Raw genomic sequence first — 24,596 nt, 5'->3', positions numbered from 1 at the left:
CCCTCGCCCTCGCCCTTGCCCTCGCCCCCGCCCCTGCCTCGAAAGGCACCCATGACCATTCGTGTCCTGCTCGCCGACGACCAGGCCCTGCTGCGCGGCACCTTCCGGCTGCTCATCGACGCCCAGCCGGACATGGAGGTCGTGGCGGAGGCCTCCAACGGACGGGAGGCCGTGGGCCTGGCCCGCTCCGAGCGCGCCGACGTGGTCGTGATGGACATCCGGATGCCGGAGGTCGACGGTCTGGAGGCCACCCGGCTCATCGGTCAGGACGAGGACCTGGCCGGAGTGAAGGTCCTCGTCCTCACCACGTTCGAGGTGGACGAGTTCGTCGTCCAGGCCCTGCGGGCCGGGGCGAGCGGCTTCCTCGGCAAAGGTGTCGAACCTGCCCAACTCCTCGACGCGATCCGCCTCGTCGCGGCTGACGAGGCGCTGCTCTCCCCCACCGCGACGAAGGGACTGATCGCCCGCTTCCTCGCCCAGGCCTCTCCCGGCGCTCTGTCCGACCCGGAACGGCTCGCGACGCTGACCCCTCGGGAGCGCGAGGTGATGACCCTCGTGGCCACCGGCCTTTCCAACGACCTCATCGCCGAACGCCTCTTCGTCACGCCGGTCACCGTCAAGACACACGCCAACCGGGCCATGGCCAAACTCGGTGCCCGCGACCGCGCCCAACTCGTCGTCATCGCCTACGAGACCGGCCTGGTCCGCGCCGGGGAGACATCGTCCTGAGGGTCACGGCTCCGCCGACGCCGTACGTCGAACGCCGTCGGGAGGCCGACAGCACCGCACCACCGCTCACGTCCGTTCGCCCCGGAGCCCTCAGGGCTTGCGCACCGGCAGAAGCGCCCGAACCTCCCAGCCGTGGCCGACGCACGGCCCCGCGTACAGGTTACCGCCCAGCGCGGTCACCCGCTCCTTCAGCCCGACCAGGCCGAAGCCTCCACCGCGCGCGGCCTCCGGGAGCTGGGTACCGCCGTGGCCGTCGTCCGTGACCGACACCTCCAGCCGGCCGCCCTGGTGCCGCAGACCGACGGTGATCTCCGCGGCGTCGGACGCGTGCCGCCGTACGTTGGTCAACGCCTCCTGCACCACCCGGAACGCCGCCGCCTGCACCTCGTGCGGCAGGTCGTCACGGACGGCCGGGTCGCGGCGCAGGGTGACCTTCTGCGTCGGGCTCGCGAAGCCGTCCACCAGGTCCACGATGCCCACCAGATCGCCCACCGGGCGACGCTCGGCCTCCGCATCGCCCGTCTCCCGCAGTACGCCTACCGTGCGCCGCATCGACGCCAGTGCCTGGGTCGCCGCGCCTTCGATCCCCGCGAGGACCGGGTCCAGCTCACCCTGGCGTGAAGCCGCCATCATCCGGGCCATCTGGGTCTGCACGAGGATCCCCGTGACGTGGTGGGCGACGAAGTCGTGGAGATCGGCGGCGATGGCCAGCCGTTCGGCGCGGCGTGTCTCGCCGACCGCGACCGTACGGCGGTAGTCCATGGAGCGCAGGTACGCGGCGAGCCCGGCGACGAGACCGATCAGGACGAGACCGATCACCAGCAGCGCCAGGCTCTCTTCCGCTCGGGGTCCGTAGAGGCGCATCGGAAGGGCGAGGAGTGCCACGGTGTCGAGGGCCCCGCACACCAGGGCCCAGCGCGGCCGGGCGTGCCGTACGGCGACGAACAGCAGGCACAGCAGGACGACGGCCTCACCCGGGCCGAACGGTTCCCTCCGGTGGGCCAGCGCGGCGCCGAAGCCGTACAGGAGGGACAGGACGGCGGGCACGGCGGTACGCAGCGGCACCGAGAGCCACCGCGGTCGCCGTCGGGCCGGCCAGAGGACGGCGGCGAGCCCGGCGACGAGAACGACGGCGGCCGGCGCCATGCCGGAGCCCGAGCTCTCCGCGTAGGCCAGGTCGACGGTGGACGCCGCGAGCAGGACACCGGAGCCGAAGCCCCGGATGCAGCCCTGGGGGGAAGCGGATCTCATGATGGTCACCGTATGTCCGGCCGAACGTCGGCCGGATCGGCCGATCGGTCGAGAGACCACCGCACGGCCGGCCACGGACTCCGGCCATATGGCCGAGGCACGCGCCCCGGCGCGTGCGCGAGAGTGGGGCCACTTCCTCCGCTCGATCCCCCTCACCCAGGAGTACGAGATGCAGCGCGGTTTCCTCCTCGGCGCCGTCGGCGGCGTGGCCACCATGGCCGCCGCGGGTGGTCTCGTCACCTGGCTGCTCGCCGCCAAGGACGTGCAGCACACCACGGTCGATCCCGTCGCCCAGGGCCTCTACGTGAGGGTGGACGGTCACCTGGCGGTCGCCAGGACCATCCTGGAGGCCCGCATCCAGGGCTGGTACCACCCACTTCCCTGGGTCGGAAGGGACATCCACGACGTGTCCTGCCCGGCGCATCTGAAGGCGGTGGTCGGAGCCACCGGGACGTGTACAGCGCGCTCCGACGGCGAGCGGGTCTCGATTCCCGTCCGCGTGATCAAGGTCGAGGGAGACCCCGCGAAGCCGCGCGTCTTCTGGAAGTTCGAACGCTGACGCGACGGAGGAGCACACCACCGCCGAGCGGAGTTCCCGAGGTCAGTCGTCGCGCAGCGCCCGGTGGATCTCACCCAGCGAGGTGGTCAGCCGTCCGTAGTCGGCCGGGGCCAGCGGCGTGACGAAGTACCGTTCGACGACCTGCCCGTGAACCTCCGCCGCGCGGAGAAACACCGCACGGCCGTGATCGGTCACCTCCACCAGGACGCTTCGGCGGTCCTCGGGTGACGGCACGCGCCGGACCAGAGGGGCCTCTTCCATGCGGTCGATCAGGCGGGTGATGCCGCTGCTGGTGAGCGTGAGATCGTCGGCGAGCGCACGCTGCGAGACCTCCTCGTCCGGTTGCCGGCAGAGCCTGATGAGGACCTCGAACATCGTGTGGCTGATCCCGCACTCCCGTCGCAGGGCGACGTCGATCCGCTGTTCCAGGCGGGTGGCGGCTTTGATCAGCAGCCCGAAGTCCTGAACGATCCGGCTGTTGGCGGCGCGGGCGGTCTCGTCGTCCCGCCGGGTCGCGGCATCCATCTGTCCGAGTCCTCTCGTAGCGAAGACCCTGCCCGGGTCTCCCCCGACTTTACTGCCCGGTCATCTACCGACGTCTCAACTACTGAGCAGTCAATTGCTGAGCAGTCAATGAAATCCTAGGATGGGCGTGCCGCCGGGGGAATCCGAGAAAGGGACACCTGTGGACCTGCAGCACTGGCTCGGCCGAGCCGACGACGCGATTCAGAAGTGGGGCGACACCTTCGGCCCCTACCAGCCCCATCCGTCCCTGCACGTCGACGACGACGGTTTCGCCGCCGTCTTCGAGGAGTTCACCGGGCGACTGAAGGACAACTACCCCTTCTTCCACCCGCGCTACGCGGGCCAGATGCTCAAGCCCCCGCACCCCGCCGCCGTGGTCGGCTACCTCACCGCCATGCTGATCAACCCGAACAACCACGCGCTGGACGGCGGCCCCGCCACCGCGGCGATGGAGCGGGAGACCGTCGCGCAGCTCGCCGCGATGTTCGGCTACGACACGCACCTCGGCCACCTCACCACCAGCGGCACGATCGCCAACCTCGAGGCCCTGTTCGTCGCCCGGGAACTCCACCCCGGCCGGGGCGTCGCCTACAGCGCCGAGGCCCACTACACGCACGGCCGTATGTGTCACGTCCTCGGCATGAAGGGGTACCCGATCCCCACCGACGAGGGGGGCCGTATCGACATCGACGCGCTGGAGGAGGTGCTGCGCACCGGGGACGTGGGCACCGTCGTCCTCACCGCCGGAACCACCGGCCTGGGAGCTGTCGATCCGATACACACCGCGCTCGCCCTGCGGGACCGGTACGGCGTCCGTCTCCATGTCGACGCCGCCTACGGCGGTTTCTTCACCCTGCTGGCGGGCGCCGACGGCATCGAAGGACTCCCGTCCGAGCCCTGGCGGGCGATCGCCCGGTGCGACTCTGTCGTCGTCGACCCGCACAAGCACGGGCTCCAGCCCTACGGGTGCGGCGCCGTCATCTTCCGCGACCCGGAGGTGGGGCGGTTCTACCTGCATGACTCGCCCTACACCTACTTCACCTCCACCGAACTCCATCTCGGCGAGATCAGCCTGGAGTGCTCGCGGGCGGGCGCCTCGGCTGCCGCCCTGTGGCTCACCTTCCAGCTCATCCCGCCCACGCCTGCCGGTCTGGGCCGTGCGCTGGCGGCCGGCCGGCGCGCCGCGCTGCGGTGGGCCGACCTGATCGACGCGTCCGACGTCCTCGAGCTGTACCAGCGGCCGGAGTTGGACATCGTCGGCTACTTCCCTGCCGTGGACACCACCACGCTGACCGCCGTCGACGCCGCGTCCGCACGCGTCCTGGCGGCCGGCATGAACCATCCCGATCCGGTGTTCCTGAGCACCCTCAGGGCCGGTCGGGACGCTTTCACGGCCCGCCACCCCGGGATCACCGCCGACGCCGACGGCGCGCGCATCCTCCGCAGCGTCCTGATGAAGCCGGAGTCCGAGCAGCACATCGAGCGAATCCACGAACAGGTCGAACAGCTCGCCCGGTCACGCTGAGCGAAACCGTTGTCCGGCCCGGCCCGGGCGACTTCGCCGCCTCTAGGAACCGAGCGCGTCCTCCGCGTTGTCCACCCACGCCGTCACGGAGTTCTTGTCGGGCGAGACGTACAGGCCGGGAGTCGACGCCTTGAGTGGCGTCTGCTCCAGGTCGGACTCGGTGTTCATGGTCATCGCGATCGAGTCGACGGTCTTCCCTGTGCCGTCGTCGACGCCGCCCATGAGTCCGGCGTACGCCGACTCGCCCGCCTCCAGCCTGAGAGCGTCCTCGATGCCGGGGGCCTCGCCTCGCTCCGTGGCCTGCCCATCCAGATCGCCGAAGGTCACGACCGGATGGCCCAGCACCTTGCACGCCTTGGTTCCCTTGTTGGTGATCTTCAGCAGGTAACTGCCGGTCGTGGACTCCGCCAGGGTCGCGGTGAACTTCACGTCGTAGGTGCTGCAGGGAAAGAGGGCGTACTCGGGGTCGGGCGACGAGCCGTCCCCGCCGCTGGGCGAGCCCTCGTCTGCGGACGCCGACGGTGTCGTCGGCTTCGACGGCTTCGACGGCTTCGACGGCGTCACAGACTCCGGCGTGCTCGCGGTCGGTCCCTCGACCCCGCCCGACGCGTCGTCCTCGGCCGGGCCACAGGCAGTCAGGGCCAGACCGGACACGAGGGCGAGAACCACAACAGCTCTGCGAACGGTGCTCATGGTGATGTTCCCCCCGATTGAGAAGCGCTGGATGCGCTGACCAGGCACAAGATCGCACAGCAGCTTCACAGTCCTGTGACGGCGGCTCGCCGAATCCATCACAGTCGCCGCGGCGGAGCGCTGTCAGTGGTGGGTGGCAGCATCGGGCACATGACGGACACCACGACTTTCGACTGGCGGTCTTTCCTGCGCAGGTGGAGCGGGGAGTGGGCCGACTCCCTGACGGACGACGAGACGCGGGGCGAGGACGACGAGGCCGCGCGCCGGGCGCGGTGGCTGGGGTTCCCACCCGCGTCGGAGGAGCGGATCGCCGCCATGGAGGAGCGCCTGGGCCGACGGATGCCCCCGTCGTACCGGGAGTTCCTCGAGGTCAGCGACGGCTGGCGGCACGCGGGCGGGTTCGTGTGGCTGCTGGCGGGGACCGAGGAAGCGCGCTGGCACGACAACGAGTCGGGACTCGCGGACACCTTCGAGGAGTACCTGGACGAGGACTCCGGGCCCGAGGAGTGGCGGGAGGCGGACCTCTGGCGGCGCGCGTTACAGCTCGACGTGGAGTCCGACATCACCCACGTCCTCCTGGATCCCGAGGACGTGGACGAGGACGGCGAGTGGGCCGTGTACACATGGGCGAGCTGGCGGGCCGCGCCACCCGAGCGGCACGCGAACTTCCTCGAGTTCATGCGGGACATGTACCGGGAGTTCCACAGCCTGCGGTCGCGCCGGAGCGACGGGGAGCCGGTGTTCGCCAACGACACGACGCTCAGGCTGGACGCGCTGGTGGAGGAAGCCCGGCTGGCCGCGCTGAGCGGAGACTGGGAACTGGCCGTGAGGTCACTGGACGAGGCCAAGGAGTACGGCAGACCGCGGGCCGCCGGGCTGGGCGACCAGATACGCCGCCTGCTCGGACAGACCTACATGGTGCGCTTCGACGGCCTGGTGACAAACCCGCGGTACGCTCCCGAGCTGCTGCCACCGCTGGTCGCCGAGCACGCGGCGCACTCGTACCGGGACGACTCCACGCTGCGGTTCCACCTGCGGGGCGCCGACGACGACCTGGTGGCTCTGGCCTACGCGACGCTGGACCAGATGCGGAGCGGCACGTACCGGTACACGGCGGCCGGGCCGTTCGGGGAAGCGGTCGAGCGGGCGCGGGAGCTCGCGCGGTGGGGGGACACCGACGGGGCATGGGCGACGCTGAGAGACGCTGTGCCCCTGTGGGAACCGCTGGGACCGGACCACCTGGCGCCGCTGGGATGGGTGGCCGACCCCGTGCTCGGGCCGATGCTGACCCCGGAGCGGGGCCGCGAACTGCTGTCCACTCCGAGGGGCGGACAGGCGGCTGAGGCGCCGAGGCCGACGGCCGGGCTCGACCCGGGGGACCTGGCCTGGCTCGCGGAGCCGGACCCGGGCAACAACCGCACGTCCTACCGGTTCGTCCTGGTGGAAGGTGTGGCGCCGGAGGAGTTGCCCCAACGGCTCGCGGACGGGGACGGGGACGGGGACGGCACTGTGCTGAACGAACCCGTGACCCTCTGGGAGGCGCGCCGCAGGTCGCTGGAGAGCCGAAGGGAGTTCTCGCCCTTCGAGGACAGGGCTCTCATGGCGGTCGGCCGGGCCGGCGACGGTTGGAGCTTCGCCTTCGACGGCGATCCTGCCCCGCTCGACCAGCGGCGGTTCGTCTCACCGGCCGCGGCGGCCAGCGGGGGCACCCGCGCGGTGGTGGTGTGGAGCGGCCTGCGGACATCGCGCGGTGAGCCGTTCTTCCATCTCTCGGTCGCGCGAGACGGCGCCGAGGAGTACGCGTTCACCTACGCGGACGGAGAGGTCCGGTCAAGCGGGGAGATACCAGGGGCGCTGGACCCGAGCCGGTTCTTCGGTGACCTGGAGGACGGCACCGAGGTGGAACAGACGTTGCTGCAAGCGGTGACCGGGGAGTTCGGTGTCTTTCTGCCCCGTCACGCGATCGTGAACGGGCGGCTGCACACGTTTACCACTCGTTCCTGGACACGGCCGCCGAGGGACGGCGAGACGTACACGGTGATCCGCGTGCACGGGTAAGCCGCGCGTCCGGCGGAGGGCGAGCGGACCGGAGACGACGGGCGGGGAAACGGATGGAGACCGGCCGGGGCGGCGGCCAACCAGGAGCCCAAGGCGAGCAGTTCCGAACAGCTCCGCCGCCCTTCGAGCGACCTAAGCGAGGAAGCTCAGCCGAACCCGCCGGTCGGGATTGTCCTTGTTGGTGTCCACCAGACACACCGACTGCCATGTCCCGAGCTCCAGTCGGCCGCCCACCACGGGGAGCGTCGCGTGGGGCGGGACGAAGGCGGGCAGGACGTGGTCGCGGCCGTGTCCGGGGCTGCCGTGGCGGTGCTGCCAGCGGTCGTCGGCGGGGAGGAGCGTGTGCAGGGCGGCGAGGAGGTCGTCGTCGCTGCCCGCGCCCGTCTCGATGATCGCGATGCCGGCCGTGGCATGCGGCACGAAGAGGTTCAGCAGGCCGTCGCGGCCTGCGGCCACCTCCCGGAGGAAGGCTTCGCACTCGCCTGTGAGGTCGGCGATCCGCTCCGTGGAGCCGGTGGCCACGTTCAGGACTCGGGTGGTGAAGGCGTCTGACATACCTCCCATCCTCACCCACGTCCTCCGCTTCACACGCGACTCGTTCGCCCGCCCACCGATACGAGCGGTCCAGTACGCGAGACACCATTGACCATGGCCACGCCATCTGGCTAGTTTCGGCCGCATGTTGCGTTCAGCCCTGCTCACCACGCGCGGTCACATCGACCTGCTGCGGGTGGCCTCCGCCGCGTGTCGCCGCGGCTGCTGACGCCCTCTCCCCTTCTCTCGCCTGATCTTTCTCGCGCCTGATCCGCGCCCTCGCACCCGTACGTCCGCCTCGGCTCTGAGGCGTCGCGGTGCCGGCGTGCGTCCCTGACGGCCGCTCTCCCCGTGGAGCAACCATGAGCATCAGCCATGCCCCGCCCGGCTCGCCCGAACCCGATATTTCAGATATGTCGCCCCAAGACCACAGAAGGGCCGAGGGAGACACCGAGGCCGCCACCGGCGTCCCCGCCGACGCAGACGCGGACTTCGGCCAACGGGCCCCGCTCGACCTCGCCCCCATCGTCCCCGCCTCCTCCCGCCGAACCCGCGTCCCCCGCTGGCTGCGTCGCGCCACAGGCCCCCTCGTCCTGCTGGCACTGTGGCAACTCCTCAGCAGTACGGGCCTGTTGACACCCGACGTGCTCGCGTCGCCGGGACGCATCGCCGAGGTCGCCCGCGATCTCGTGGCCGACGGATCGCTGACCGACGCCATGGGCACCTCGCTCCGGCGTGTCGCCGCAGGACTGCTGCTGGGCACCCTCACCGGCACCGGACTGGCCCTGGTCTCGGGGCTGTTCCGCGTCGGCGAGGACCTCGTGGACGCTCCCGTCCAGATGCTGCGGACGGTGCCGTTCGTCGGCCTGATCCCCCTGTTCATCATCTGGTTCGGCATCGGCGAGGCTCCGAAGGTCGCCATCATCACGCTCGGCGTGACCTTCCCGCTCTACCTCAACGTGTACGCCGGTATCCGCGGCGTGGACGCGCAGCTGATCGAGGCCGGTGAGTCGCTCGGCCTGTCGCGGTGGGGGTTGGTACGGCACGTCGTCCTGCCGGGCGCGCTGCCCGGCGCGATGACGGGCCTGCGGTACTCCCTCGGCATCGCCTGGCTGGCGCTCGTCTTCGCCGAGCAGGTCAACGCGGACTCCGGCATCGGCTTCCTGATGGTCCAGGCACGGGACTTCCTGCGGACCGACGTGATCGTGGTCTGCCTGATCGTCTACGCCTTCCTCGGCCTGCTGGCCGACTTCGTCGTCCGTTCCCTCGAAAGGCTGCTGCTGCAATGGCGACCGACGTTCACCGGCCGGTGACCCCTGTCTCGGCTGTCCGCGTCGAGGGGCTGACCCGCTCCTTCGACGGCCGTGCCGTCATCGACGACCTTCGACTCGACGTCCGTCCGGGCGAGTTCGTCGCCCTGCTCGGTCGCAGCGGCTGCGGCAAGTCGACCTTGCTGCGCATCCTCGCCGGCCTCGACCGCGACATCGAGGGCACCGTCCTCGTGCCGCGCCGCAAGGCCGTGGCCTTCCAGGCTCCGCGCCTGATGCCGTGGAAGAAGGTGTGGCGCAACGTGCTGCTCGGCCTGCCGGGCAAGCCCGAGCGCGCGGTCGCCGACCGGGCTCTGGAGGAGGTCGGTCTGAGCCACCGCTCAGATGCCTGGCCGAAGACTCTCTCCGGTGGCGAGGCCCAACGCGCCTCGCTGGCCCGGGCGTTGGTGCGCGAGCCCGACCTGTTGCTGCTCGACGAGCCGTTCGGCGCACTCGACGCGCTCACCCGCATCAAGGCCCAGCGCCTGGTGGGTGAGTTGTGGCAGCGCCGCGGCTGCGCCGTGCTCCTGGTCACCCACGACGTCGAGGAGGCCGTCCTGCTCGCCGACCGTGTCCTGGTGATGGACGACGGTGTGATCGCGCACGAGCAGGAGATCGACCTCGACCGCCCGCGCGACATCACCGACCCCCGGTTCGCCGAACTACGCGCCGGACTGCTGGAACGGCTCGGCGTCGACACCACCGCCGACGCCGCCTGAACCCCCGACCGGCAACGCACAACCCACCTTTCCGCACGTCAAGTCGTACAGAACGGATCCGTCATGCGACGACGCCTCGTCCCCGCCGCACTGCTCCTCCCCCTGGCCCTGCTCCTGTCCGCCTGCGGCGGGAACTCGGCGGCCTCGACGGGCGGCGACACCGACGGCTCGGGCTCTCTCACGCTCAACGTCGGTGACCAGAAGGGGGGTTCGGAAGCCATCCTGCGGGCCGCCGGAGAGCTGAAGAACCTCGACTACAGGATCAGGTGGTCCACGTTCACCTCCGGCCCGCCACTGTTGGAGGCCGTCAACGCCAAGGCCGTCGACATCGGAGGCGTCGGCAACACCCCGCCGGTGTTCGCGGCGGGCGCCGACTCGAAGATCACGGTGGTGTCCGCCTGGCACGGCACGTCCAAGGGTGACACCATCCTCGTCCCGAACGACTCCAAGCTGACCGGGACCGCGCAGCTCAAGGGCAGGTCGGTCGCCGTGGCGCAGGGTTCCTCCGCGCACTACCAACTGGTCGCGTCGCTGCGGAAGGTCGGGCTGGGCCTGGGCGACGTCAAGGTCAAGTACCTCCAGCCGGCCGACGCGCTGGCCGCGTTCACCTCCGGCAAGGTCGACGCGTGGGCAGTGTGGGACCCGTACACCTCGCAGGTGCTCAAGGGGAAGCAGGGCCGGGTCCTGACGACCGGCGACGGCATCACCAATGGCCTCACCTTCCAGGTGGCGGCGCCCGACGCGCTGAGGGACAAGAAGAAGACGGCCGCCATAAAGGACTACCTGCAGCGGCTCCAGCGTGCCTACACGTGGGTGTACGACCACGAAGAGGAGTGGGCGAAGGTCTGGGCGAAGGAGACCGGCCTGCCCGAGGACGTGGCGCTGGCCGCGGTGAAGCGCACCTACGCCACCCGGGTGGCGGTCGCCGTCGACAAGCCGCTGATCGCCTCCGAGCAGGAGATCGCCGACACCTTCACCCGGCTGAGGCTCATTCCCCGCAAGGTCGACTTCGCCGACTTCACCGACCCGCGGTTCAACGGCGACCTCCCGGCCTCGACCACCGCGCCCCGCCCCTCGGAAGGGTCCTGACATGACCGTCCGACTTCACTGGTTCCTGCCGACGAGCGGCGACGGCCGCACCCTGGTGGACCGCCACGCGTACGGCTCCCGCGACGCCGGGCCGGTTCGCGGGGTCCGCGCGCCCGACATCGACTACCTCACCCAGATCGCCAAGGCCACCGAGCAGTTGGGCTTCGAAGCGGTCCTCACCCCCACCGGCACGTGGTGCGAGGACGCCTGGCTGACGACCGTGGCCCTGGCCCAGCACACCCAACGGCTGAAGTTCCTGGTGGCGTTCCGGCCGGGTCTGATCTCGCCCACGCTCGCGGCGCAGATGGCGGCGACCTATCAGCGCCTCACCCGGGGACGGCTGCTGCTGAACGTGGTCACCGGCGGCGACTCGGCCGAGCAGCGGCGCTTCGGCGACCGTCTCGACCACGACCGACGGTATGCCCGTACGGACGAGTTCCTGTCCGTCGTACGAGGGGTGTGGCGCGGACAGCCGTACGACTTCGACGGGGCCCATTACCAGGTCGAGGGCGGCCTGACCGCGCTGCCGCCCGATCCGGTGCCGCAGCTCTTCTTCGGCGGGTCGTCGCCGGCGGCCGGCCCGGTCGCGGCGCGGCACGCGGACGTGTATCTGACCTGGGGGGAGCCGCCCGCCCAGGTGAAGGGGAAGATCGACTGGATCCGGTCGCTGGCCGAGCGGGAGGGCCGCACGGTCCGCTTCGGGGTCCGGCTGCACACGATCTCCCGGGACTCCTCCGCCGAGGCCTGGGCGACCGCTAACCGGCTGCTGGACGACCTCACTCCGGACACCGTCGCGGCGGCGCAGGACGCCCTCGGGCGCAGTGAGTCGGTGGGGCAGCGGCGCATGCTGGCCCTGCACGGCGGCTCACGCGACGCGCTGGAGATCCACCCCAACCTGTGGGCCGGGGTCGGTCTGGTGCGAGGTGGCGCGGGCACCGCTCTGGTCGGCAGCCATGCCGAGGTCGCCGACCTGATCGAGGAGTACCACGCGCTCGGTGTCGAGCACTTCGTGCTCTCCGGCTATCCGCATCTGGAGGAGGCGTACTGGTTCGGGGAGGGGGTGATCCCCGAACTGGCAGCTCGTGGTCTGGTCGACAGGACGGGCGACAGGACGGCGGCCGGTGCTCCCATCCTGGTGGGGAGCGGGCGCTGACCGCTCGGGAAGATCCACGACTTCCGCGCTGTTGGTAGAAACGTGAACAACATGCGCGAGGTCGATGTGGTCGTCATAGGCGCCGGTCAGGCCGGACTGGCCGGCGCCTTTCACCTGCGGCGCACCGGTTTCGAGCCGGACCGCGACTTCGTGGTGCTCGACCACTCCCCCGCCCCCGGCGGCGCCTGGCAGTTCCGCTGGCCGTCGCTGACGTACGGCAGGGTGCACGGGATGCACGCGCTGCCCGGCATGGAACTGACCGACGCCGACCCCGACCGACCGTCGTCCGAGGTGATCGCCGAGTACTTCGACACCTACGAGCGGACCTTCGACCTGCGCGTACGGCGGCCCGTCGACGTCCGTGCGGTGCGCGAAGGTGCCGACGGGCGGCTGCTCGTCGAGACCTCGGCCGGGACGTGGGCGACCCGGGCCCTGATCAACGCCACCGGGACCTGGGACCGGCCGTTCTGGCCGCGCTATCCCGGCCAGGAGACCTTCCGCGGACGGCAGTTGCACACCGCGCAGTACCCGGGACCCGAGGAGTTCGCCGGGCAGCGGGTCGTGGTGGTCGGCGGGGGCGCGTCCGGCACCCAGCAGCTGCTGGAGATCGCCCCGTACGCGACCGCCACCACCTGGGTCACCCGGCGCCCGCCCGTCTTCCGCGAGGGCCCCTTCGACGAGGGGGCCGGCCGGGCTGCGGTCGCGCTGGTCGAGGAACGGGTACGGCAGGGGCTGGCACCGAAGAGTGTCGTCTCGGTGACCGGGCTGCCGCTCAACGACGCGATCCGGCAGGGCATCGCGGACGGGGTCCTGGACCGGCTGCCGATGTTCGACCGCATCACGCCCGAGGGCGTGGAGTGGGACGACGGGCGGCGGGTGGACGCCGACGTGATTCTGTGGGCGACCGGCTTCCGTGCCGCCATCGACCATCTGGCGCCGCTGCGGCTTCGCGAGCCCGGCGGCGGTATCCGGGTCGAGGGCACGCGTGCCCTCGCCGATCCGCGGATCCATCTCGTGGGCTACGGCCCGTCGGCGAGCACCATCGGCGCCAACCGGGCGGGCCGCGCGGCCGTACGGGACATCAGGCGGCTGCTGGCCGGGGAGCCGGAGCCGGTCTCCGTCTGACGCCCCGGCGGGTCATCCCGTTTTCGGCGAGCCGCTCTGGCCGCGGTTGAACTCGGCCACGTTGCGCTGGTGCTCGGCGTAGTCGGCCGTGAAGCGGGTGTCGCCGGGCTTGACCGTGACGAAGTACAGCCAGTCTCCCGGCGTCGGGGTGATCGCTGCGCGCATCGCGTCCTCACCGGGGTTGGCGACGGGGGTCGGCGGCAGCCCCATGCGCTGGTACGAGTTGTACGGGCTCTCGATGCGTGTGTCGGCCTCGGTCGTCCGCAGCGTGAAGCGGTTCAGCGCGTAGTTGAGGGTGGAGTCCATCTGCAGCGGCATGCCGCGCTCCAGACGGTTGAAGACGACCCGGGCGACCTTGCCCATGTCGGCCTTGGTGGCCGCCTCAGCCTGGACGATGCTGGCGATGGTCACCGCCTGGTAGACGTTCATCGCGTTGCGCTGCGCGCCGGCGGCGATAGGGGCTCGGTTGAACTTCCTGTTCGCGGTGTCGACCATGAACGTCAGCAACGACTCGGGCGTCGCCTTCTCCCGGAGCGGATAGGTCGCGGGGAACAGGTAGCCCTCCGGATTGCCCTCCGCGTCGTTCGGGAGCTTCAGGCGGGCCTTGCCCAGGGACTTCTTGGCCGTTCCGGTAGGCAGGGCGAGGGCCTTGTCGACGGCGGCGTAGATCTGAGTCGCCCGCCATCCCTCCGGGATCACCAGCGTCCTGGGCTTCGGCTCCCCGTCGCTGTCCAGGCTCAGCAGCGGCACCGCCACGGCGGTACCGGCCACGACGGCCCCGGTCGCGACGAGGGCGATACGGCCTCTGCGCGTCAGTCGAATCTCGCTCCGTGGCGGAGTCTTCGTGTGCATGCGGGCACGGTAACCCGCAAATGCACACAAACCCGGCATATCTTCATCTTGTCGGCTCCAGTCGGGCGTCCCGGCGGACCAGCGCCGCATACCGCCCGTCGAGCCCCAACAGCTCCTCGTGGGTGCCCTGTTCGGCGACCCGTCCGCCGTCCAGGACCACGATCCGGTCGGCACCCCGAATGGTGGACAGCCGGTGCGCGATGGTGATCGTGGTGCGATTGGCGGAGAGCGCGTCGATGGCCTGCTGGACGGCGTGTTCGGTGCGGGTGTCCAGGGCACTGGTCGCCTCGTCGAGGATCAGGACCGGGGGGTCGCGCAGAATCGTGCGGGCGATGGCAAGCCGCTGCTTCTCCCCGCCGGAGAACCGGTGGCCGCGCTCGCCGACGACCGTGTCGTAGCCGTCGGGCAGGGAGGCGATGTGGTCGTGGATCTGGGCCGCCTTCGCCGCCTCCCGCAGCTCCTCGTCGGTGGCGTCCGGCTTGGCGAAGCGCAGGTTGTCCGCGACCGAGGCGTGGAAGAGGTACGTCTCCTGGGAGACGACGCCGACCGACCGAGCGAGGGTGTCGAAGTCGAGGTCGCGGACGTCGACCCCGTCGAGGGTGAGGCGGCCGCCCGTGACGTCGTACAGCCGCGGCACCAGATAGCCGAGCGTCGACTTGCCCGCGCCGGTCGGTCCGACGACCGCGAGACTGCCGCCGGCCGGGACGATGACGTCGATGCCGTCGAGCACGGGGTGACCCTTGTCGTCACCGTCGTAGCGGAACTCGACGTTCTCGAAGCGGACCTCGCCCTTGACGTGGTCGAGATGGACCGGCTCCTCCCGCTCGGTGATGTCGATCGGCAGGTCGAGGTACTCGAAGATGCGCTGGAAGAGCGCGAGCGAGGTCTGGATCTGGACGCCGGTCGACAGCAGGCTGACGGCCGGGCGGAACAGGCCCTGCTGGAGCGAGACGAAGGCCACGATGGTGCCGATCGAGATCTCGGGGCCGCCGGTCTGGAGCGCGAGGCCGGCCGTCCAGTAGATGACGGCGGGCATGGCGGCCATGACGATCGAGATGACGGCCATCCGCCAGCGCCCCGCCATGTTCGACCGGACCTCAAGGTCGACCAACTGCTCGGACTCGTCGGAGAAGGACCGGGTGAGCGAGTCGGAGCGGCCCATGGTGCGGCCGAGCAGGATGCCGCTGACCGACAGCGACTCGGTGACGGTCGCGGCCATCGCGGCCATCTGCTTCTGACGCTGAGTGGTGATCTTCTTGCGCTCGTTGCCCACCCTGCGACTGATCCACACGAAGGCCGGCAGCAGGAGCAGGGAGACGACGGTCAGGCGCCAGTCGAGGGCGAGCATGGCGACGATCGTGGCGACGACGCTGGTCAGGTTGGAGACCAGGGAGGTGGCGGTCGAGGTGACGGTGGCCTGCATGCCGCCGATGTCGTTGGCGATGCGGGACTGCACCTCGCCGGTGCGGGTGCGGGTGAAGAAGGCGAGGGACATGCGCTGCAGACGGCCGTAGACCGCGGTGCGCAGGTCGTGCATGACGCGCTGGCCGACCGTGGTGGAGATCAGGGTCTGCAGCACGCCGAAGACGCCGGTGAGGACGGCGCTGAGGATCATGCCGAGCGCGAGCAGGCTCAGCAGGCCGGTGCGGCCCTCGGGGATGGCGACGTCCAGCGTCTCCTTCAGCAGGAACGGGGTCGCCACGGTGACCAGGGACGAGGCGCCGACCAGCAGGCCGACAACCGCGAGCCGGGCGCGGTAGGGCTTGAAGAGCCTGAGGATGCGGCGCACCTGACGGGGCTCGTCGGTCGAGGTGCCGGGAGTGGGGGTCCAGTTGATGTCGTCGCGGGGCATGGCTCCTACGGAGGGTGAGACGGCGGATGGCGAGGCGGTCCGACGGAACGGGTACGTCAGGACTGACGGAGCTTAGCTCATTGTTACCTATACTCACAATGAACGTGGTCCTGATATTGTTCCCGTATGACCACCCCCGATTCCGACGGTCTGCTGGCCGAGCAGCTGCTGTGGCTGACCCGCCGTGTGCACCGCATCCAGAAGCACCATCTGGAGCAGCGCGGCCTCGGCGTCACCCCGGCACAGTCCCGGCTGCTGCGCACCCTCGCACACTGCGACGCACCGCCCCGGATGGCGGACCTGGCCCAGCGGCTGGAGGTGGTACCCCGGGCCGTGACCACCCTGGTCGACGGCCTGGAGGCGAACGGCAAGGTGCGCCGGGTACCGGACCCGACCAACCGCCGGGTGATCCGTATCGAGCTCACCGACGACGGACACGACGCGCTGCGCGAGCTGCACGGCGCCCGCAGGGCCGCCGCGGAGGAGATTCTGGCCCCGCTCACGGACGACCAGCGCGAGGTACTGGGCGGACTCCTGGACACGCTGGTGGACGGGGTGCCGGCGCGGGGGCGCGGCTGCTGAGCAAGCCCGGGGGCGGCCGCTGAGCGGGCGGCCGCTCAGCGCGACCGGGCCGTGGCACGGAACGCGAACAGCCGCGGCACCGGCGACCGCGTGACGCTGCTTGCGACAACACCGCGGCCGCCGCTCCGGGAGTGCCGGAGGGCGGCCGCGGCCTGGTGTCTCGGTGCAGCTGTCGTCAACCGACCTCGGAAGCCGGTTCCTTGGACGGCTGGGCGGGAACGGCGGAGAGCTGCTCCTGGTCCTGCCCCTCGTCGACACCGGCTGCCGGCTTGCGCTCACCGGCGTCCGCGTCCACGTGCTCGCCCTCTTCCTCGTCCTCGTCCCGCGTCGGCACGATCTCGCGGTCCAGGACCTTCTTCGCCCTGTCGGTGTCCAGCGCGCCCTCCCAGCGGGAGACGGCGAAGACGGCGACGCAGTTGCCGAGCAGGTTCGTCACGACGCGCATCGAGTCCATGATGCGGTCCACGCCGAGCAGCAGCGCGACGGCACCGGCGGGGATGGCTCCCAGCGAGGAGGCGGTCGCGGACAGGGCGAGGAAGGCGGAACCGGGAATGCCCGCCATGCCCTTGCTGGTCAGCATGAGCACCAGGACCACGGTGATCTGCTGACCGAGGCTGAGGTCCACGCCGACGGCCTGGGCGATGAACAGCGTGCCGATGGACAGGTAGAGAGAGGCGCCGTCCAGGTTGAAGGAGTACCCCGTCGGCAGCACCAGGCCCACGGCGTCGTCGCGGGCGCCGGCCTTGCGCAGCTTCTGCATGACGCGCGGCATGACGGACTCGGTCGAGGCGGTGCCGAGCGCGAGGAGCATCTCCTCACGGATGTAGCGGAGGAACTTCCAGAGGCTGAGCCCCGTGACCGCCTTGAGCGCGACGGCGAGGAGCACGATGAACAGGGCGGCGGCCGCGTAGCACAGGATGATCAGCTTGGCGTACGTCTCGATCACGCCGAGTCCGTACTGGCCGATCAGGACGGCCATCGCGCCGAACACCGCGATCGGGGCCAGCCGCATCACAAAGCCGACGACCGCGAAGATGATCTCCTGCGCCTGCTCGATGGCCGGCAACACCTGCGGCACCTTGGTGTGACCGAGGTGCAGTAGGGCGGCACCCACCAGGCAGGCCAGGATGAGCACTTGGAGCAGGGAGTTCTCGGCGAAGGCGCCGACGAAGCTGGTGGGCAGGGCGTTGACGACGAACTCGGTCGTCGAGGGCAGCGAACCGCCGCCCGTCTTGGCGTCCACCGCCGCGGTGTTGAGCGTGGCCGGGTCGACGTTCATCCCCGCGCCGGGCTGGACGACGTTGGCGGCGAGGAGCCCGATCACCAGGGCCAGCGTGCTGGCGACCTCGAACCAGATCAGCGCCTTGAGCCCGATCCGGCCGAACGCCTTGAGGTCACCGGCCTTGGCGATGCCGACGACGACCACGCAGAACACCAGCGGCGAGATGATCGTCTTGATGAGCCGTGTGAAACCGTCGCCGAGCGGCTGGAGATCCGCGGCGAAGTCGGGCCACAGCTTCCCGACGACGATTCCGAGCACGAGCGCGCAGGCGACCTGCGCGAAGAGAGAGGTACGCAGTATGCGTGCGACACGTCGCGGCAGGGACGGTACGGACGGCGGCACGAGCACTCCTTGGGGGGACGGTGATACCCAGAAGCCCCAAGGAGACGGCGGGACTTCTGCGATACGGAAAGCTGCTTCCGTGGCGATCACTCTGGAGGTCCCGTTGATCGCGCACAAGACCCCCGCGTTTCAGCCGTGTAAATCACGCCACGTGTGACGCATCGCACACGCTCCCTCGGAGTAGGCCTCGACAGCCGCCTCAGCAGCCGCCGCGATCCTCGGTGAGCACCCCCTGCACCGTCGTCAGGGAACGGTCGTAGCACCCGCCCGAGCCGTGGATCCGGTACCGCTCGCTCGTCGTGCCGACCGCGTGTCGCTGGTCGCGCGGCACGTTCGCGGTGTACGTCGCGTCGCCCGCGTAGGTGTCGTCGAGCCGCGACCAGGCGATGCGCCGGCCTCCGCTCGACTCGGTTATCACCGCACGGTCACCGAGGGTCAGCACGGTGCGCAGCCGGTCAGCCGCACCGAGCGTGGTGGTGCCGTCCATCGAGTACGTCCGCTGCGTGCGCGTCGTGCGGGCAGGTCCGCCTCCGTCGACCGTGACCGACTCGTCGTCCGTCCAGGTGGCACCCAGCGCGTCCATGGCCTCGCCGTCGGTCCAGCGGTGCGTGGAGGTGTTCGCAAGCAAGCGGTGGACGGTCGTGCGCACCCGTCCGTGCGAGGTGTCGACGTATCCCGCGACGGTCAGCCGGTGATCACCCTCGGTGTCCACGCGGTGTTCCGAACCGGGCGTGTACGTCGAGGAGTCGGCGAGGTCGCCGACCTCGTGCCGGGTGAGCTTCCCGGTGACGTGTGCCCGCTTCGCGTCCTGCCAGACGAGGACGTTCACTGGGGTGCTCCAGCCGCTCTGCCCCTCGGGCACGCCGACGACGGACACCTCCACGCTGTGCGGGCGGCCGTCGTTGAGGAGACCTGCGAAGGGCGTCAGGTCGTATTCGATCGGCTTGATGTCGAAGGCGCGCGGTCCCGGAACCACGTACCAGAGGAAGGGGTTGGACCAGCCACCGGTCCACACGGTCGGGAACGGCGCGGCGATGCCCGCGAGTTGCCCGTCGACCTTGATCTGCACCTCGCGGTAGGGGCCGGTGTCGGCCTGGCACGAGTACGGGGCGGAGGACGGCACCGTCAGGTACCAGTACTCCTCGCAGCCGCCCCCGGAGCCGGTCGCGTAGACCTCGGCGACGATGCGTTCGCTGTTGCGGGGCGCGGTGAGAACGGACCGGTCGTCGAGGGTCAGGACCCGGTCCGGGACGTCCCGGGTGTGCGAGGTCCCCGGGGTCCGCGGCCCGGACGTGGGCCTGCCCGGGTAGAACGTCAGTGTCACCTTGACGTCGATGATGCCCGTGTACGTGTCGTCGACGACGTTGCCGATGAGCATCTCGACGTCCTGACCGGCGCGGAGGGTGTCGCTGTAGCGGGTGACGTCCTTCTCCACCGACCACTCGATGCCGTCGGGCGAGGGCTGGGGCGTGGACGTGCGGAAGATCTCCACCCCGCCCAGGTGCAGATAGCCGAGCCGGTCGAACTGCCGCCCCTTGACCTTGCCGTCCATGCGCAGCACGACCTTGCTCCAGCGGTCGCCGCAGCCGTCCGGGGGCGTGTAGGTGCCCCGGTAGGGCGTGAAGTCCCGGAACCGCGCCTCGGCCACGGTGACCTGGCAGGACTTGCCGGAGGGTTTCGTGACGGGCGGGGCGGCGGTGACGGGGTCGTGCCAGTCACTGCCGAACTCGGCGGGCACGTCGGCGGATTGGGCCGGGGTCGCCCCCAGCAGACTGCCCGCCAGGAGGGTCGCTCCGGCGAGCATGGACATCATGATCCGTCTCTTCATGCCCGGAGTTCTACGGCGAGTCGGGCGTCGTCCGCAATGAGGCCTCCCGCAGGAGGGCCGGGGCCTGTCGTTTGGGTCAGGTCGGCAGGGAGGCACCGCACCGTTCGGCCGACCTGATCCAAACGACAGGCCCTAGCTGTTCAGACCCGCCCTGTCCCCCATCACCACCACGTGCGCCGGCCAGCTGCGGGTGCGCTCCCAGAGCGAGCCGTGCTTCGTGTACAGCACGACCGTAGCGTCCGCCGAGTCCTTTCCGTCGCCGTAGACCGCCACGACCTGCCGGGAGTCGGCGGGGATGCGCCGCAGCAGCCGGTCACCCACGTCGGGGACGCGGGTCGGGTCGGCGGCGGAGCTGCCTGGTCCGCCAGTGACGGAGCTGCCTGGTCCGGTGGCGGCGGAGCTGCCTGGTCCGGTGGTTGCGGAGCGGCCTGGTCCGGTGGTTGCGGAGCGGCCCGGCCCGGTGGTTGCGGACCGCGTCGGTGCGGCCTTTCCGGCGGAACCTGCCTCCCCGTCATCTCCGTGCCCGGAGTGCCCGTAACCCCCGCACGCGGCCGTCACCGTCAGGAACAACCCACCGGCCACGCAGGCCACGGCACGCCGCACACCACTGCCCGTCCGCATCGCTCCATGGTCGCACCACGCGGGCAGCCGGTTCTGGGCGTCGGGACGGAAAACCGGTTGCCCCCGACCGCGTCACGACGCGAATCTTGCACGGTTTGCTCCCGCCGTACTCGGCCCATTCCACCCCCCTGACACGAGCCACTGGGACGTCATGCAGATTCAAGACCTTCCGTATTCCGACCCGGGAGTGCCGGACGCGCGCTCGGGTCCCCGATTCCTGTGGTGGCTCTTCCGGAATCAGCTGGGAGGCCAGCTCAAGTCACTGGCTTGGGGACTGCTGCACTTCGTGTCCGTCTCCGCCCTGCCCTTCTGCGTCGGTCTGGCGATCCAGGCCGTCGTCGACCACTCCGGCAGACGGCTCGCCCTCGCGGGCGGGCTGCTGGCCCTGTGCTGCGCCGGGAACGCCGTCGGCGACACCTTCCTGCACCGCAGCGCCGTCACCAACTGGATCACGGCGGCCGCCCGCGTCCAGCAGCTGCTGGCGCACAAGGGCGCCCAGCTGGGCTCGGCGCTGACCCGGCGGGTGGCCGCCGGCGAGGTCGTCGCCGTCTCCACGGGCGACGTCGAGAAGATCGGCTGGTTCGTCGAGGCCTGGTCGCGGTTCACCGCCGCGGCGGTCACCATCGTGCTGGTCTGCGTCGGCCTCGTCGTCTACCAACCGGCGCTCGGCGCGGTCGTCGCCGTGGGTTTGCCGGTGCTGGCCCTGGCGGTGCTGCCGCTGCTCCCCCGCGCCACCCGGCGCGCCGACTTCCAGCGGGAGAAGGCAGGACGGGCCACCGAGCTCGCCTCGGACACCGTCGCCGGACTGCGCGTGCTGCGCGGCATCGGCGGCGAGGAACTCTTCCTCGACCGCTACCGCCGCGCCTCCCAGGAAGTCCGCCACGCGGCCGTGCGCAGCGCCCGCATGTGGGCGCTGATCTCCGCGGTGCAGGTGCTGCTGCCGGGCCTGCTGCTGATCGCGGTCGTTTGGTACGGCGTCCATCTGGCCCGCGAGGGCCGCATCGGTGTCGGCGAACTGGTCACCGTCTACAGCTCGGTGATGGTCCTCACCTATCCGCTGCGGCACTTCGAGGAGATCGCCATGGCGTACTCCTTCTCCCGCCCGTCGGCCACCCGGGCCGCCCGTGTGCTGTCCCTGGAACGGGTGACCGACACCGTGGGCTCCCGGGCCGCCGAGGTGCCCTCGGGTGACCTGTTCGACCCGGCGACCGGTCTGCTCGCCCCCTCCGGCCTGCTCACCGCGGTGGTCTGCGGCGACCCGGACGCGGCGGGACGGCTCGCGGAACGGCTCGGCGGACATCCCTCGGAGGAGGGCACATCCGTCCTGCTGGGGGGTGTCCCCCTCGACGAGCTCCCGCTCGACTCGGCACGCACGGCCGTTCTCGTCCAGGACAAGGACCCGGTGCTGCTGTCCGGCTCACTGCGCGACCTGCTGGACGTTCCCGCGTCGGGTGACGTCGACGCCGAGGACGCGCTGGCGGCCGCGCAGTGCGGGGACGTCCTGGCGGCCCTCGTGCAGGGTTCGCTCGACGCCGAGGACCCGATGGACGCCCGCATCACCGAACGCGGACGTTCCCTGTCCGGCGGCCAGCGCCAACGGCTCGCCCTGGCCCGGTCACTGCTCACCGACCCGGAGGTCCTCGTCCTGGACGAACCGACCTCCGCCGTGGACTCGCACACCGAGGCACGGATCGCGCTGGGCGTGCGGGAACTGCGGGCCGGACGCACCACCGTGGTGTTCACCTCCTCGCCCCTCCTCCTGGACCACGCGGACCGGGTCGTCCTGGTGCACGAGGGCGAGGTCGCGGCCGTAGGCGTACACCGCGAACTGGTGCACACGGAACCCCGGTACCAGGCGGTCGTGACCCGAGAGACCGACGAAGAGGGCGCCCAGAACAACGCCCGCGAAGGACTCGACGAACTCGACGAACTCGACGGACTAGACGGACTGCAAGAACTCAACAAGCTCGACGAGCTGGAAGAAATCGAGGAGACAGCATGATCGGCGTGGCGCCACCGGCGTACGATCCGGCGGCCCCGACGACGGCGAACACGCTGCCCGTCGGCGCCACCGCGACCGTACGCGCCTACGTGACCGAACTGTTCCGCCGGCACCGCCGTGCCTTCCTGCTCCTCATCACCGTCAACACTGTCTCCGTGCTCGCCTCGATGGTCGGCCCGTGGCTGTTGGGCGGGCTGGTCGAGCGTGTGACGGACGAGGCACGGGAACTGCATCTGGAGCTCACCGCCGGGGTGTTCGTGGTAGCGCTGGCCGTCCAGGCCGTCTTCGTACGGCAGGTGCGGCTGCGCGGTTCGATGCTCGGCGAGCGGATGCTGGCCGACCTGCGCGAGGACTTCCTCGTACGGTCGGTCGGACTGCCGCCGGGCGTCCTGGAGCGGGCGGGGACGGGCGACCTGCTGTCCCGGATCACGACGGACATCGACCGCCTCGGCAACGCCATGCGCGAGGCCGTGCCCCAGCTGGCGATCGGTGTCGTATGGGCGGCCCTGCTGCTGGGCGGCCTCGTGATCACGGCACCGCCGCTGGCGGCCGCCGTGCTGCTCGCCGTGCCCCTGCTGGTGGTCGGCTGCCGCTGGTACTTCCGGCGGGCGCCCTCCGCCTACCGATCCGAGTCCGCCGGGTACGCGGCCGTGGCCGCTGCCCTCGCCGAGACCGTGGACGCCGGACGCACCGTGGAGGCCCACCGGCTCGGCGCCCGCCGCATCGAGCTGTCGGAGCGCCGGATCAAGGAGTGGACGGCCTGGGAGCGCTACACGCTGTGGCTGCGGTCGGTCCTCTTCCCGGTCATCAACGTCACCCATGTGACGGTCCTCGCGTCCGTCCTGATGGTGGGCGGTGTGTTCGTCCTGCAGGGCTGGATCGACGTCGGGCAGCTGACCACGGGTGCGCTGATCGCCCAGATGCTCGTCGACCCGGTGGGACTCATCCTGCGCTGGTACGACGAGCTCCAGGTGGCCCAGGTGTCGCTGGCCCGCCTGGTCGGCGTGCGGGACATCGAGCCCGACGCCGGGGACGCCGCGGTGGCCCCCGACGGCCGGGACGTGCAGGCGGACCGGGTGCACTTCGGCTACCTCGAAGGCGTGGACGTGCTGCGCAAGGTCTCCCTCGAGGTGGCGCCCGGCACCCGGCTGGCCCTGGTCGGCCCGTCGGGCGCGGGCAAGTCCACGCTCGGCAGGCTGCTCGCCGGCGTCTACGCACCCAGGGACGGGCGGATCACCCTCGGCGGCGCCGAACTCTCCCGGATGCCCGCGGAACGGGTCCGCGAGCACGTGGCCCTCGTCAACCAGGAACACCACGTCTTCGTGGGCTCCCTGCGCGACAACCTCCTGCTCGCGCGGACCGACGCCGACGACGCGGAACTGTGGGCGGCGCTCGCTGCGGTCGACGCCGACGACTGGGCGCGTGCCCTCGACGACGGCCTGGACACCGAGGTCGGCTCGGGCGGAGTGGCGCTCACCCCGGCCCAGGCCCAGCAGATCGCGCTGGCCCGCCTGGTACTGGCCGACCCGCACACGCTGGTCCTCGACGAGGCGACCTCCCTCCTCGACCCGCGTGCCGCGCGCCACCTGGAACGCTCCCTCGCCCGTGTCCTCGACGGCCGCACGGTGGTGGCCATCGCCCACCGCCTGCACACCGCCCACGACGCGGACGTCATCGCCGTCGTCGAGAACGGCCGCATCACCGAGCTGGGCAGCCACGACGACCTCGTCACGGCGGACGGCGCGTACGCGGCACTCTGGAGGTCCTGGCACGGGTGAGGCGGGGGCTCGGGGCCGGAGCGGGGCAGGACGCTGTGGCCACCGGCTCGATGCATCGCGGCGGAGCGACATGAGAGACAGGAGGGGCGGTGCGGGTTTCCCGTGCCGCCCCTCCCGTGTGCGGTGCGGCCGCTTCAGCGCGAGCAGCCCGCAGCGGTCCGAGCCGGGCCGCGGTGACGCGGGCGAGCAT

General features: G+C 70.9%; 21 protein-coding genes and 1 pseudogene. 13 read left to right on the top strand and 9 right to left on the bottom strand.

Annotated features, from left to right (window positions below):
- The first annotated feature begins 51 nt into the window (after nt 1–51).
- Entirely contained in the window at nt 52–729 is a 678-nt protein-coding gene (locus tag AQJ84_RS07180) for a response regulator (protein ID WP_030037645.1), read from the top strand.
- A 90-nt stretch (nt 730–819) separates the two neighbouring features.
- Here AQJ84_RS07180 and AQJ84_RS07175 read toward each other — a convergent pair whose 3' ends face one another.
- On the bottom strand, nt 820–1,980 hold the full coding sequence (locus tag AQJ84_RS07175; protein WP_053191679.1) for a sensor histidine kinase: 1,161 nt from the start codon (nt 1,978–1,980) through the stop codon (nt 820–822).
- A gap of 88 nt (nt 1,981–2,068) precedes the next feature.
- Here AQJ84_RS07175 and AQJ84_RS07170 point away from each other — a divergent pair, with 88 nt between their 5' ends.
- Nucleotides 2,069–2,539: a DUF4333 domain-containing protein gene (locus AQJ84_RS07170; RefSeq protein ID WP_051869426.1), complete on the top strand. Its 471-nt coding sequence runs from the start codon at nt 2,069–2,071 to the stop codon at nt 2,537–2,539.
- A gap of 42 nt (nt 2,540–2,581) precedes the next feature.
- On the opposite strand, the gene AQJ84_RS07165 is transcribed toward AQJ84_RS07170, so the two are convergent.
- The gene (locus tag AQJ84_RS07165) at nt 2,582–3,064 is read right to left on the bottom strand and encodes a MarR family winged helix-turn-helix transcriptional regulator (protein WP_030037649.1); all 483 of its coding nucleotides are present in this window, start codon (nt 3,062–3,064) and stop codon (nt 2,582–2,584) included.
- A 160-nt stretch (nt 3,065–3,224) separates the two neighbouring features.
- Here AQJ84_RS07165 and AQJ84_RS07160 point away from each other — a divergent pair, with 160 nt between their 5' ends.
- The gene (locus AQJ84_RS07160) at nt 3,225–4,589 is read left to right on the top strand and encodes a pyridoxal phosphate-dependent decarboxylase family protein (protein WP_053191645.1); all 1,365 of its coding nucleotides are present in this window, start codon (nt 3,225–3,227) and stop codon (nt 4,587–4,589) included.
- A gap of 42 nt (nt 4,590–4,631) precedes the next feature.
- Here the strand turns inward: AQJ84_RS07160 and AQJ84_RS07155 are convergent, their stop codons facing one another.
- Nucleotides 4,632–5,282 (bottom strand): DUF4232 domain-containing protein, encoded by a 651-nt coding sequence (locus tag AQJ84_RS07155; protein ID WP_157874959.1) that lies wholly within the window; start codon nt 5,280–5,282, stop codon nt 4,632–4,634.
- Nucleotides 5,283–5,432: 150 nt separating this feature from the next.
- Between AQJ84_RS07155 and AQJ84_RS07150 the strand changes: the two genes are divergently transcribed.
- Nucleotides 5,433–7,340, top strand: a complete 1,908-nt coding sequence (locus AQJ84_RS07150) for an SMI1/KNR4 family protein (protein WP_053191677.1) — start codon at nt 5,433–5,435, stop codon at nt 7,338–7,340.
- Nucleotides 7,341–7,472: 132 nt separating this feature from the next.
- On the opposite strand, the gene AQJ84_RS07145 is transcribed toward AQJ84_RS07150, so the two are convergent.
- Nucleotides 7,473–7,895: a YjbQ family protein gene (locus tag AQJ84_RS07145; protein ID WP_030037654.1), complete on the bottom strand. Its 423-nt coding sequence runs from the start codon at nt 7,893–7,895 to the stop codon at nt 7,473–7,475.
- A 124-nt stretch (nt 7,896–8,019) separates the two neighbouring features.
- On the opposite strand from AQJ84_RS07145, the gene AQJ84_RS45075 reads away from it, so the two are divergent.
- From AQJ84_RS45075 to AQJ84_RS07120, 6 genes are all read left to right on the top strand, one after another.
- Nucleotides 8,020–8,103 (top strand): putative leader peptide, encoded by an 84-nt coding sequence (locus AQJ84_RS45075; RefSeq protein ID WP_349817350.1) that lies wholly within the window; start codon nt 8,020–8,022, stop codon nt 8,101–8,103.
- A gap of 133 nt (nt 8,104–8,236) precedes the next feature.
- Nucleotides 8,237–9,187, top strand: coding sequence for an ABC transporter permease (locus tag AQJ84_RS07140; protein ID WP_030037655.1), 951 nt, complete (start codon nt 8,237–8,239; stop codon nt 9,185–9,187).
- Nucleotides 9,160–9,900: an ABC transporter ATP-binding protein gene (locus AQJ84_RS07135; RefSeq protein ID WP_030037656.1), complete on the top strand. Its 741-nt coding sequence runs from the start codon at nt 9,160–9,162 to the stop codon at nt 9,898–9,900. The genes AQJ84_RS07140 and AQJ84_RS07135 overlap by 28 nt, the downstream gene beginning before the upstream one ends.
- A 63-nt stretch (nt 9,901–9,963) precedes the next feature.
- The gene (locus tag AQJ84_RS07130) at nt 9,964–10,989 is read left to right on the top strand and encodes an ABC transporter substrate-binding protein (RefSeq protein ID WP_053191643.1); all 1,026 of its coding nucleotides are present in this window, start codon (nt 9,964–9,966) and stop codon (nt 10,987–10,989) included.
- Between the two features lies 1 nt (nt 10,990).
- On the top strand, nt 10,991–12,142 hold the full coding sequence (locus AQJ84_RS07125) for an LLM class flavin-dependent oxidoreductase (RefSeq protein WP_030037658.1): 1,152 nt from the start codon (nt 10,991–10,993) through the stop codon (nt 12,140–12,142).
- Nucleotides 12,143–12,184: 42 nt separating this feature from the next.
- Nucleotides 12,185–13,267 carry an NAD(P)-binding domain-containing protein gene (locus AQJ84_RS07120; RefSeq protein WP_198536322.1) on the top strand — a complete coding sequence of 361 codons (1,083 nt, stop codon included), beginning with the start codon at nt 12,185–12,187 and terminating at the stop codon, nt 13,265–13,267.
- 12 nt (nt 13,268–13,279) lie between these two features.
- Here the strand turns inward: AQJ84_RS07120 and mltG are convergent, their stop codons facing one another.
- Nucleotides 13,280–14,119: an endolytic transglycosylase MltG gene (mltG, locus tag AQJ84_RS07115; protein ID WP_030037660.1), complete on the bottom strand. Its 840-nt coding sequence runs from the start codon at nt 14,117–14,119 to the stop codon at nt 13,280–13,282.
- A gap of 43 nt (nt 14,120–14,162) precedes the next feature.
- A complete protein-coding gene (locus AQJ84_RS07110) occupies nt 14,163–15,971 on the bottom strand; it encodes an ABC transporter ATP-binding protein (protein WP_030037661.1) in 1,809 nt (602 codons plus the stop codon).
- 126 nt (nt 15,972–16,097) lie between these two features.
- On the opposite strand from AQJ84_RS07110, the gene AQJ84_RS07105 reads away from it, so the two are divergent.
- On the top strand, nt 16,098–16,553 hold the full coding sequence (locus AQJ84_RS07105) for a MarR family winged helix-turn-helix transcriptional regulator (RefSeq protein WP_030037662.1): 456 nt from the start codon (nt 16,098–16,100) through the stop codon (nt 16,551–16,553).
- Between the two features lie 175 nt (nt 16,554–16,728).
- On the opposite strand, the gene AQJ84_RS07100 is transcribed toward AQJ84_RS07105, so the two are convergent.
- The 3 genes and pseudogenes from AQJ84_RS07100 to AQJ84_RS43955 all read right to left on the bottom strand — a co-directional run.
- The gene (locus AQJ84_RS07100) at nt 16,729–18,177 is read right to left on the bottom strand and encodes a cation:dicarboxylate symporter family transporter (protein WP_030037663.1); all 1,449 of its coding nucleotides are present in this window, start codon (nt 18,175–18,177) and stop codon (nt 16,729–16,731) included.
- A 199-nt stretch (nt 18,178–18,376) separates the two neighbouring features.
- Nucleotides 18,377–20,005 carry a peptide-N4-asparagine amidase gene (locus AQJ84_RS07095; RefSeq protein ID WP_030037664.1) on the bottom strand — a complete coding sequence of 543 codons (1,629 nt, stop codon included), beginning with the start codon at nt 20,003–20,005 and terminating at the stop codon, nt 18,377–18,379.
- A gap of 171 nt (nt 20,006–20,176) precedes the next feature.
- Nucleotides 20,177–20,626: pseudogene (locus tag AQJ84_RS43955) on the bottom strand (hypothetical protein); the annotation flags it as partial.
- Between the two features lie 151 nt (nt 20,627–20,777).
- Between AQJ84_RS43955 and AQJ84_RS07085 the strand changes: the two are divergent.
- Together AQJ84_RS07085 and AQJ84_RS07080 are read left to right on the top strand one after the other, a co-directional pair.
- On the top strand, nt 20,778–22,628 hold the full coding sequence (locus AQJ84_RS07085) for an ABC transporter transmembrane domain-containing protein (RefSeq protein WP_030037666.1): 1,851 nt from the start codon (nt 20,778–20,780) through the stop codon (nt 22,626–22,628).
- Nucleotides 22,625–24,406, top strand: coding sequence for an ABC transporter ATP-binding protein (locus AQJ84_RS07080; protein WP_053191641.1), 1,782 nt, complete (start codon nt 22,625–22,627; stop codon nt 24,404–24,406). The genes AQJ84_RS07085 and AQJ84_RS07080 overlap by 4 nt, the downstream gene beginning before the upstream one ends.
- The last annotated feature ends 190 nt before the right edge of the window (nt 24,407–24,596 follow it).

The organism is Streptomyces resistomycificus (assembly GCF_001514265.1).
Lineage (GTDB): Bacteria > Actinomycetota > Actinomycetes > Streptomycetales > Streptomycetaceae > Streptomyces > Streptomyces resistomycificus.
The sequence above is the reverse complement of the archived record's forward strand: the minus strand, read 5'-3'. Positions and strand labels throughout refer to the sequence as shown.

Excerpts from the sequence above, each read along its gene's own strand:
- AQJ84_RS07180 (WP_030037645.1), top strand. The coding sequence starts at position 52 with ATGACCATTCGTGTCCTGCTCGCCGACGACCAGGCCCTGCTGCGCGGC.
- AQJ84_RS07175 (WP_053191679.1), bottom strand. The coding sequence starts at position 1,980 with ATGAGATCCGCTTCCCCCCAGGGCTGCATCCGGGGCTTCGGCTCCGGT.
- AQJ84_RS07170 (WP_051869426.1), top strand. The coding sequence starts at position 2,069 with ATGGCCGAGGCACGCGCCCCGGCGCGTGCGCGAGAGTGGGGCCACTTC.
- AQJ84_RS07165 (WP_030037649.1), bottom strand. The coding sequence starts at position 3,064 with ATGGATGCCGCGACCCGGCGGGACGACGAGACCGCCCGCGCCGCCAAC.
- AQJ84_RS07155 (WP_157874959.1), bottom strand. The coding sequence starts at position 5,282 with ATGAGCACCGTTCGCAGAGCTGTTGTGGTTCTCGCCCTCGTGTCCGGT.
- AQJ84_RS07150 (WP_053191677.1), top strand. The coding sequence starts at position 5,433 with ATGACGGACACCACGACTTTCGACTGGCGGTCTTTCCTGCGCAGGTGG.
- AQJ84_RS07145 (WP_030037654.1), bottom strand. The coding sequence starts at position 7,895 with ATGTCAGACGCCTTCACCACCCGAGTCCTGAACGTGGCCACCGGCTCC.
- AQJ84_RS45075 (WP_349817350.1), top strand. The coding sequence starts at position 8,020 with ATGTTGCGTTCAGCCCTGCTCACCACGCGCGGTCACATCGACCTGCTG.
- AQJ84_RS07140 (WP_030037655.1), top strand. The coding sequence starts at position 8,237 with ATGAGCATCAGCCATGCCCCGCCCGGCTCGCCCGAACCCGATATTTCA.
- AQJ84_RS07135 (WP_030037656.1), top strand. The coding sequence starts at position 9,160 with ATGGCGACCGACGTTCACCGGCCGGTGACCCCTGTCTCGGCTGTCCGC.
- AQJ84_RS07130 (WP_053191643.1), top strand. The coding sequence starts at position 9,964 with ATGCGACGACGCCTCGTCCCCGCCGCACTGCTCCTCCCCCTGGCCCTG.
- AQJ84_RS07125 (WP_030037658.1), top strand. The coding sequence starts at position 10,991 with ATGACCGTCCGACTTCACTGGTTCCTGCCGACGAGCGGCGACGGCCGC.
- mltG (WP_030037660.1), bottom strand. The coding sequence starts at position 14,119 with ATGCACACGAAGACTCCGCCACGGAGCGAGATTCGACTGACGCGCAGA.
- AQJ84_RS07110 (WP_030037661.1), bottom strand. The coding sequence starts at position 15,971 with ATGCCCCGCGACGACATCAACTGGACCCCCACTCCCGGCACCTCGACC.
- AQJ84_RS07105 (WP_030037662.1), top strand. The coding sequence starts at position 16,098 with ATGACCACCCCCGATTCCGACGGTCTGCTGGCCGAGCAGCTGCTGTGG.
- AQJ84_RS07095 (WP_030037664.1), bottom strand. The coding sequence starts at position 20,005 with ATGAAGAGACGGATCATGATGTCCATGCTCGCCGGAGCGACCCTCCTG.
- AQJ84_RS07085 (WP_030037666.1), top strand. The coding sequence starts at position 20,778 with ATGCAGATTCAAGACCTTCCGTATTCCGACCCGGGAGTGCCGGACGCG.
- AQJ84_RS07080 (WP_053191641.1), top strand. The coding sequence starts at position 22,625 with ATGATCGGCGTGGCGCCACCGGCGTACGATCCGGCGGCCCCGACGACG.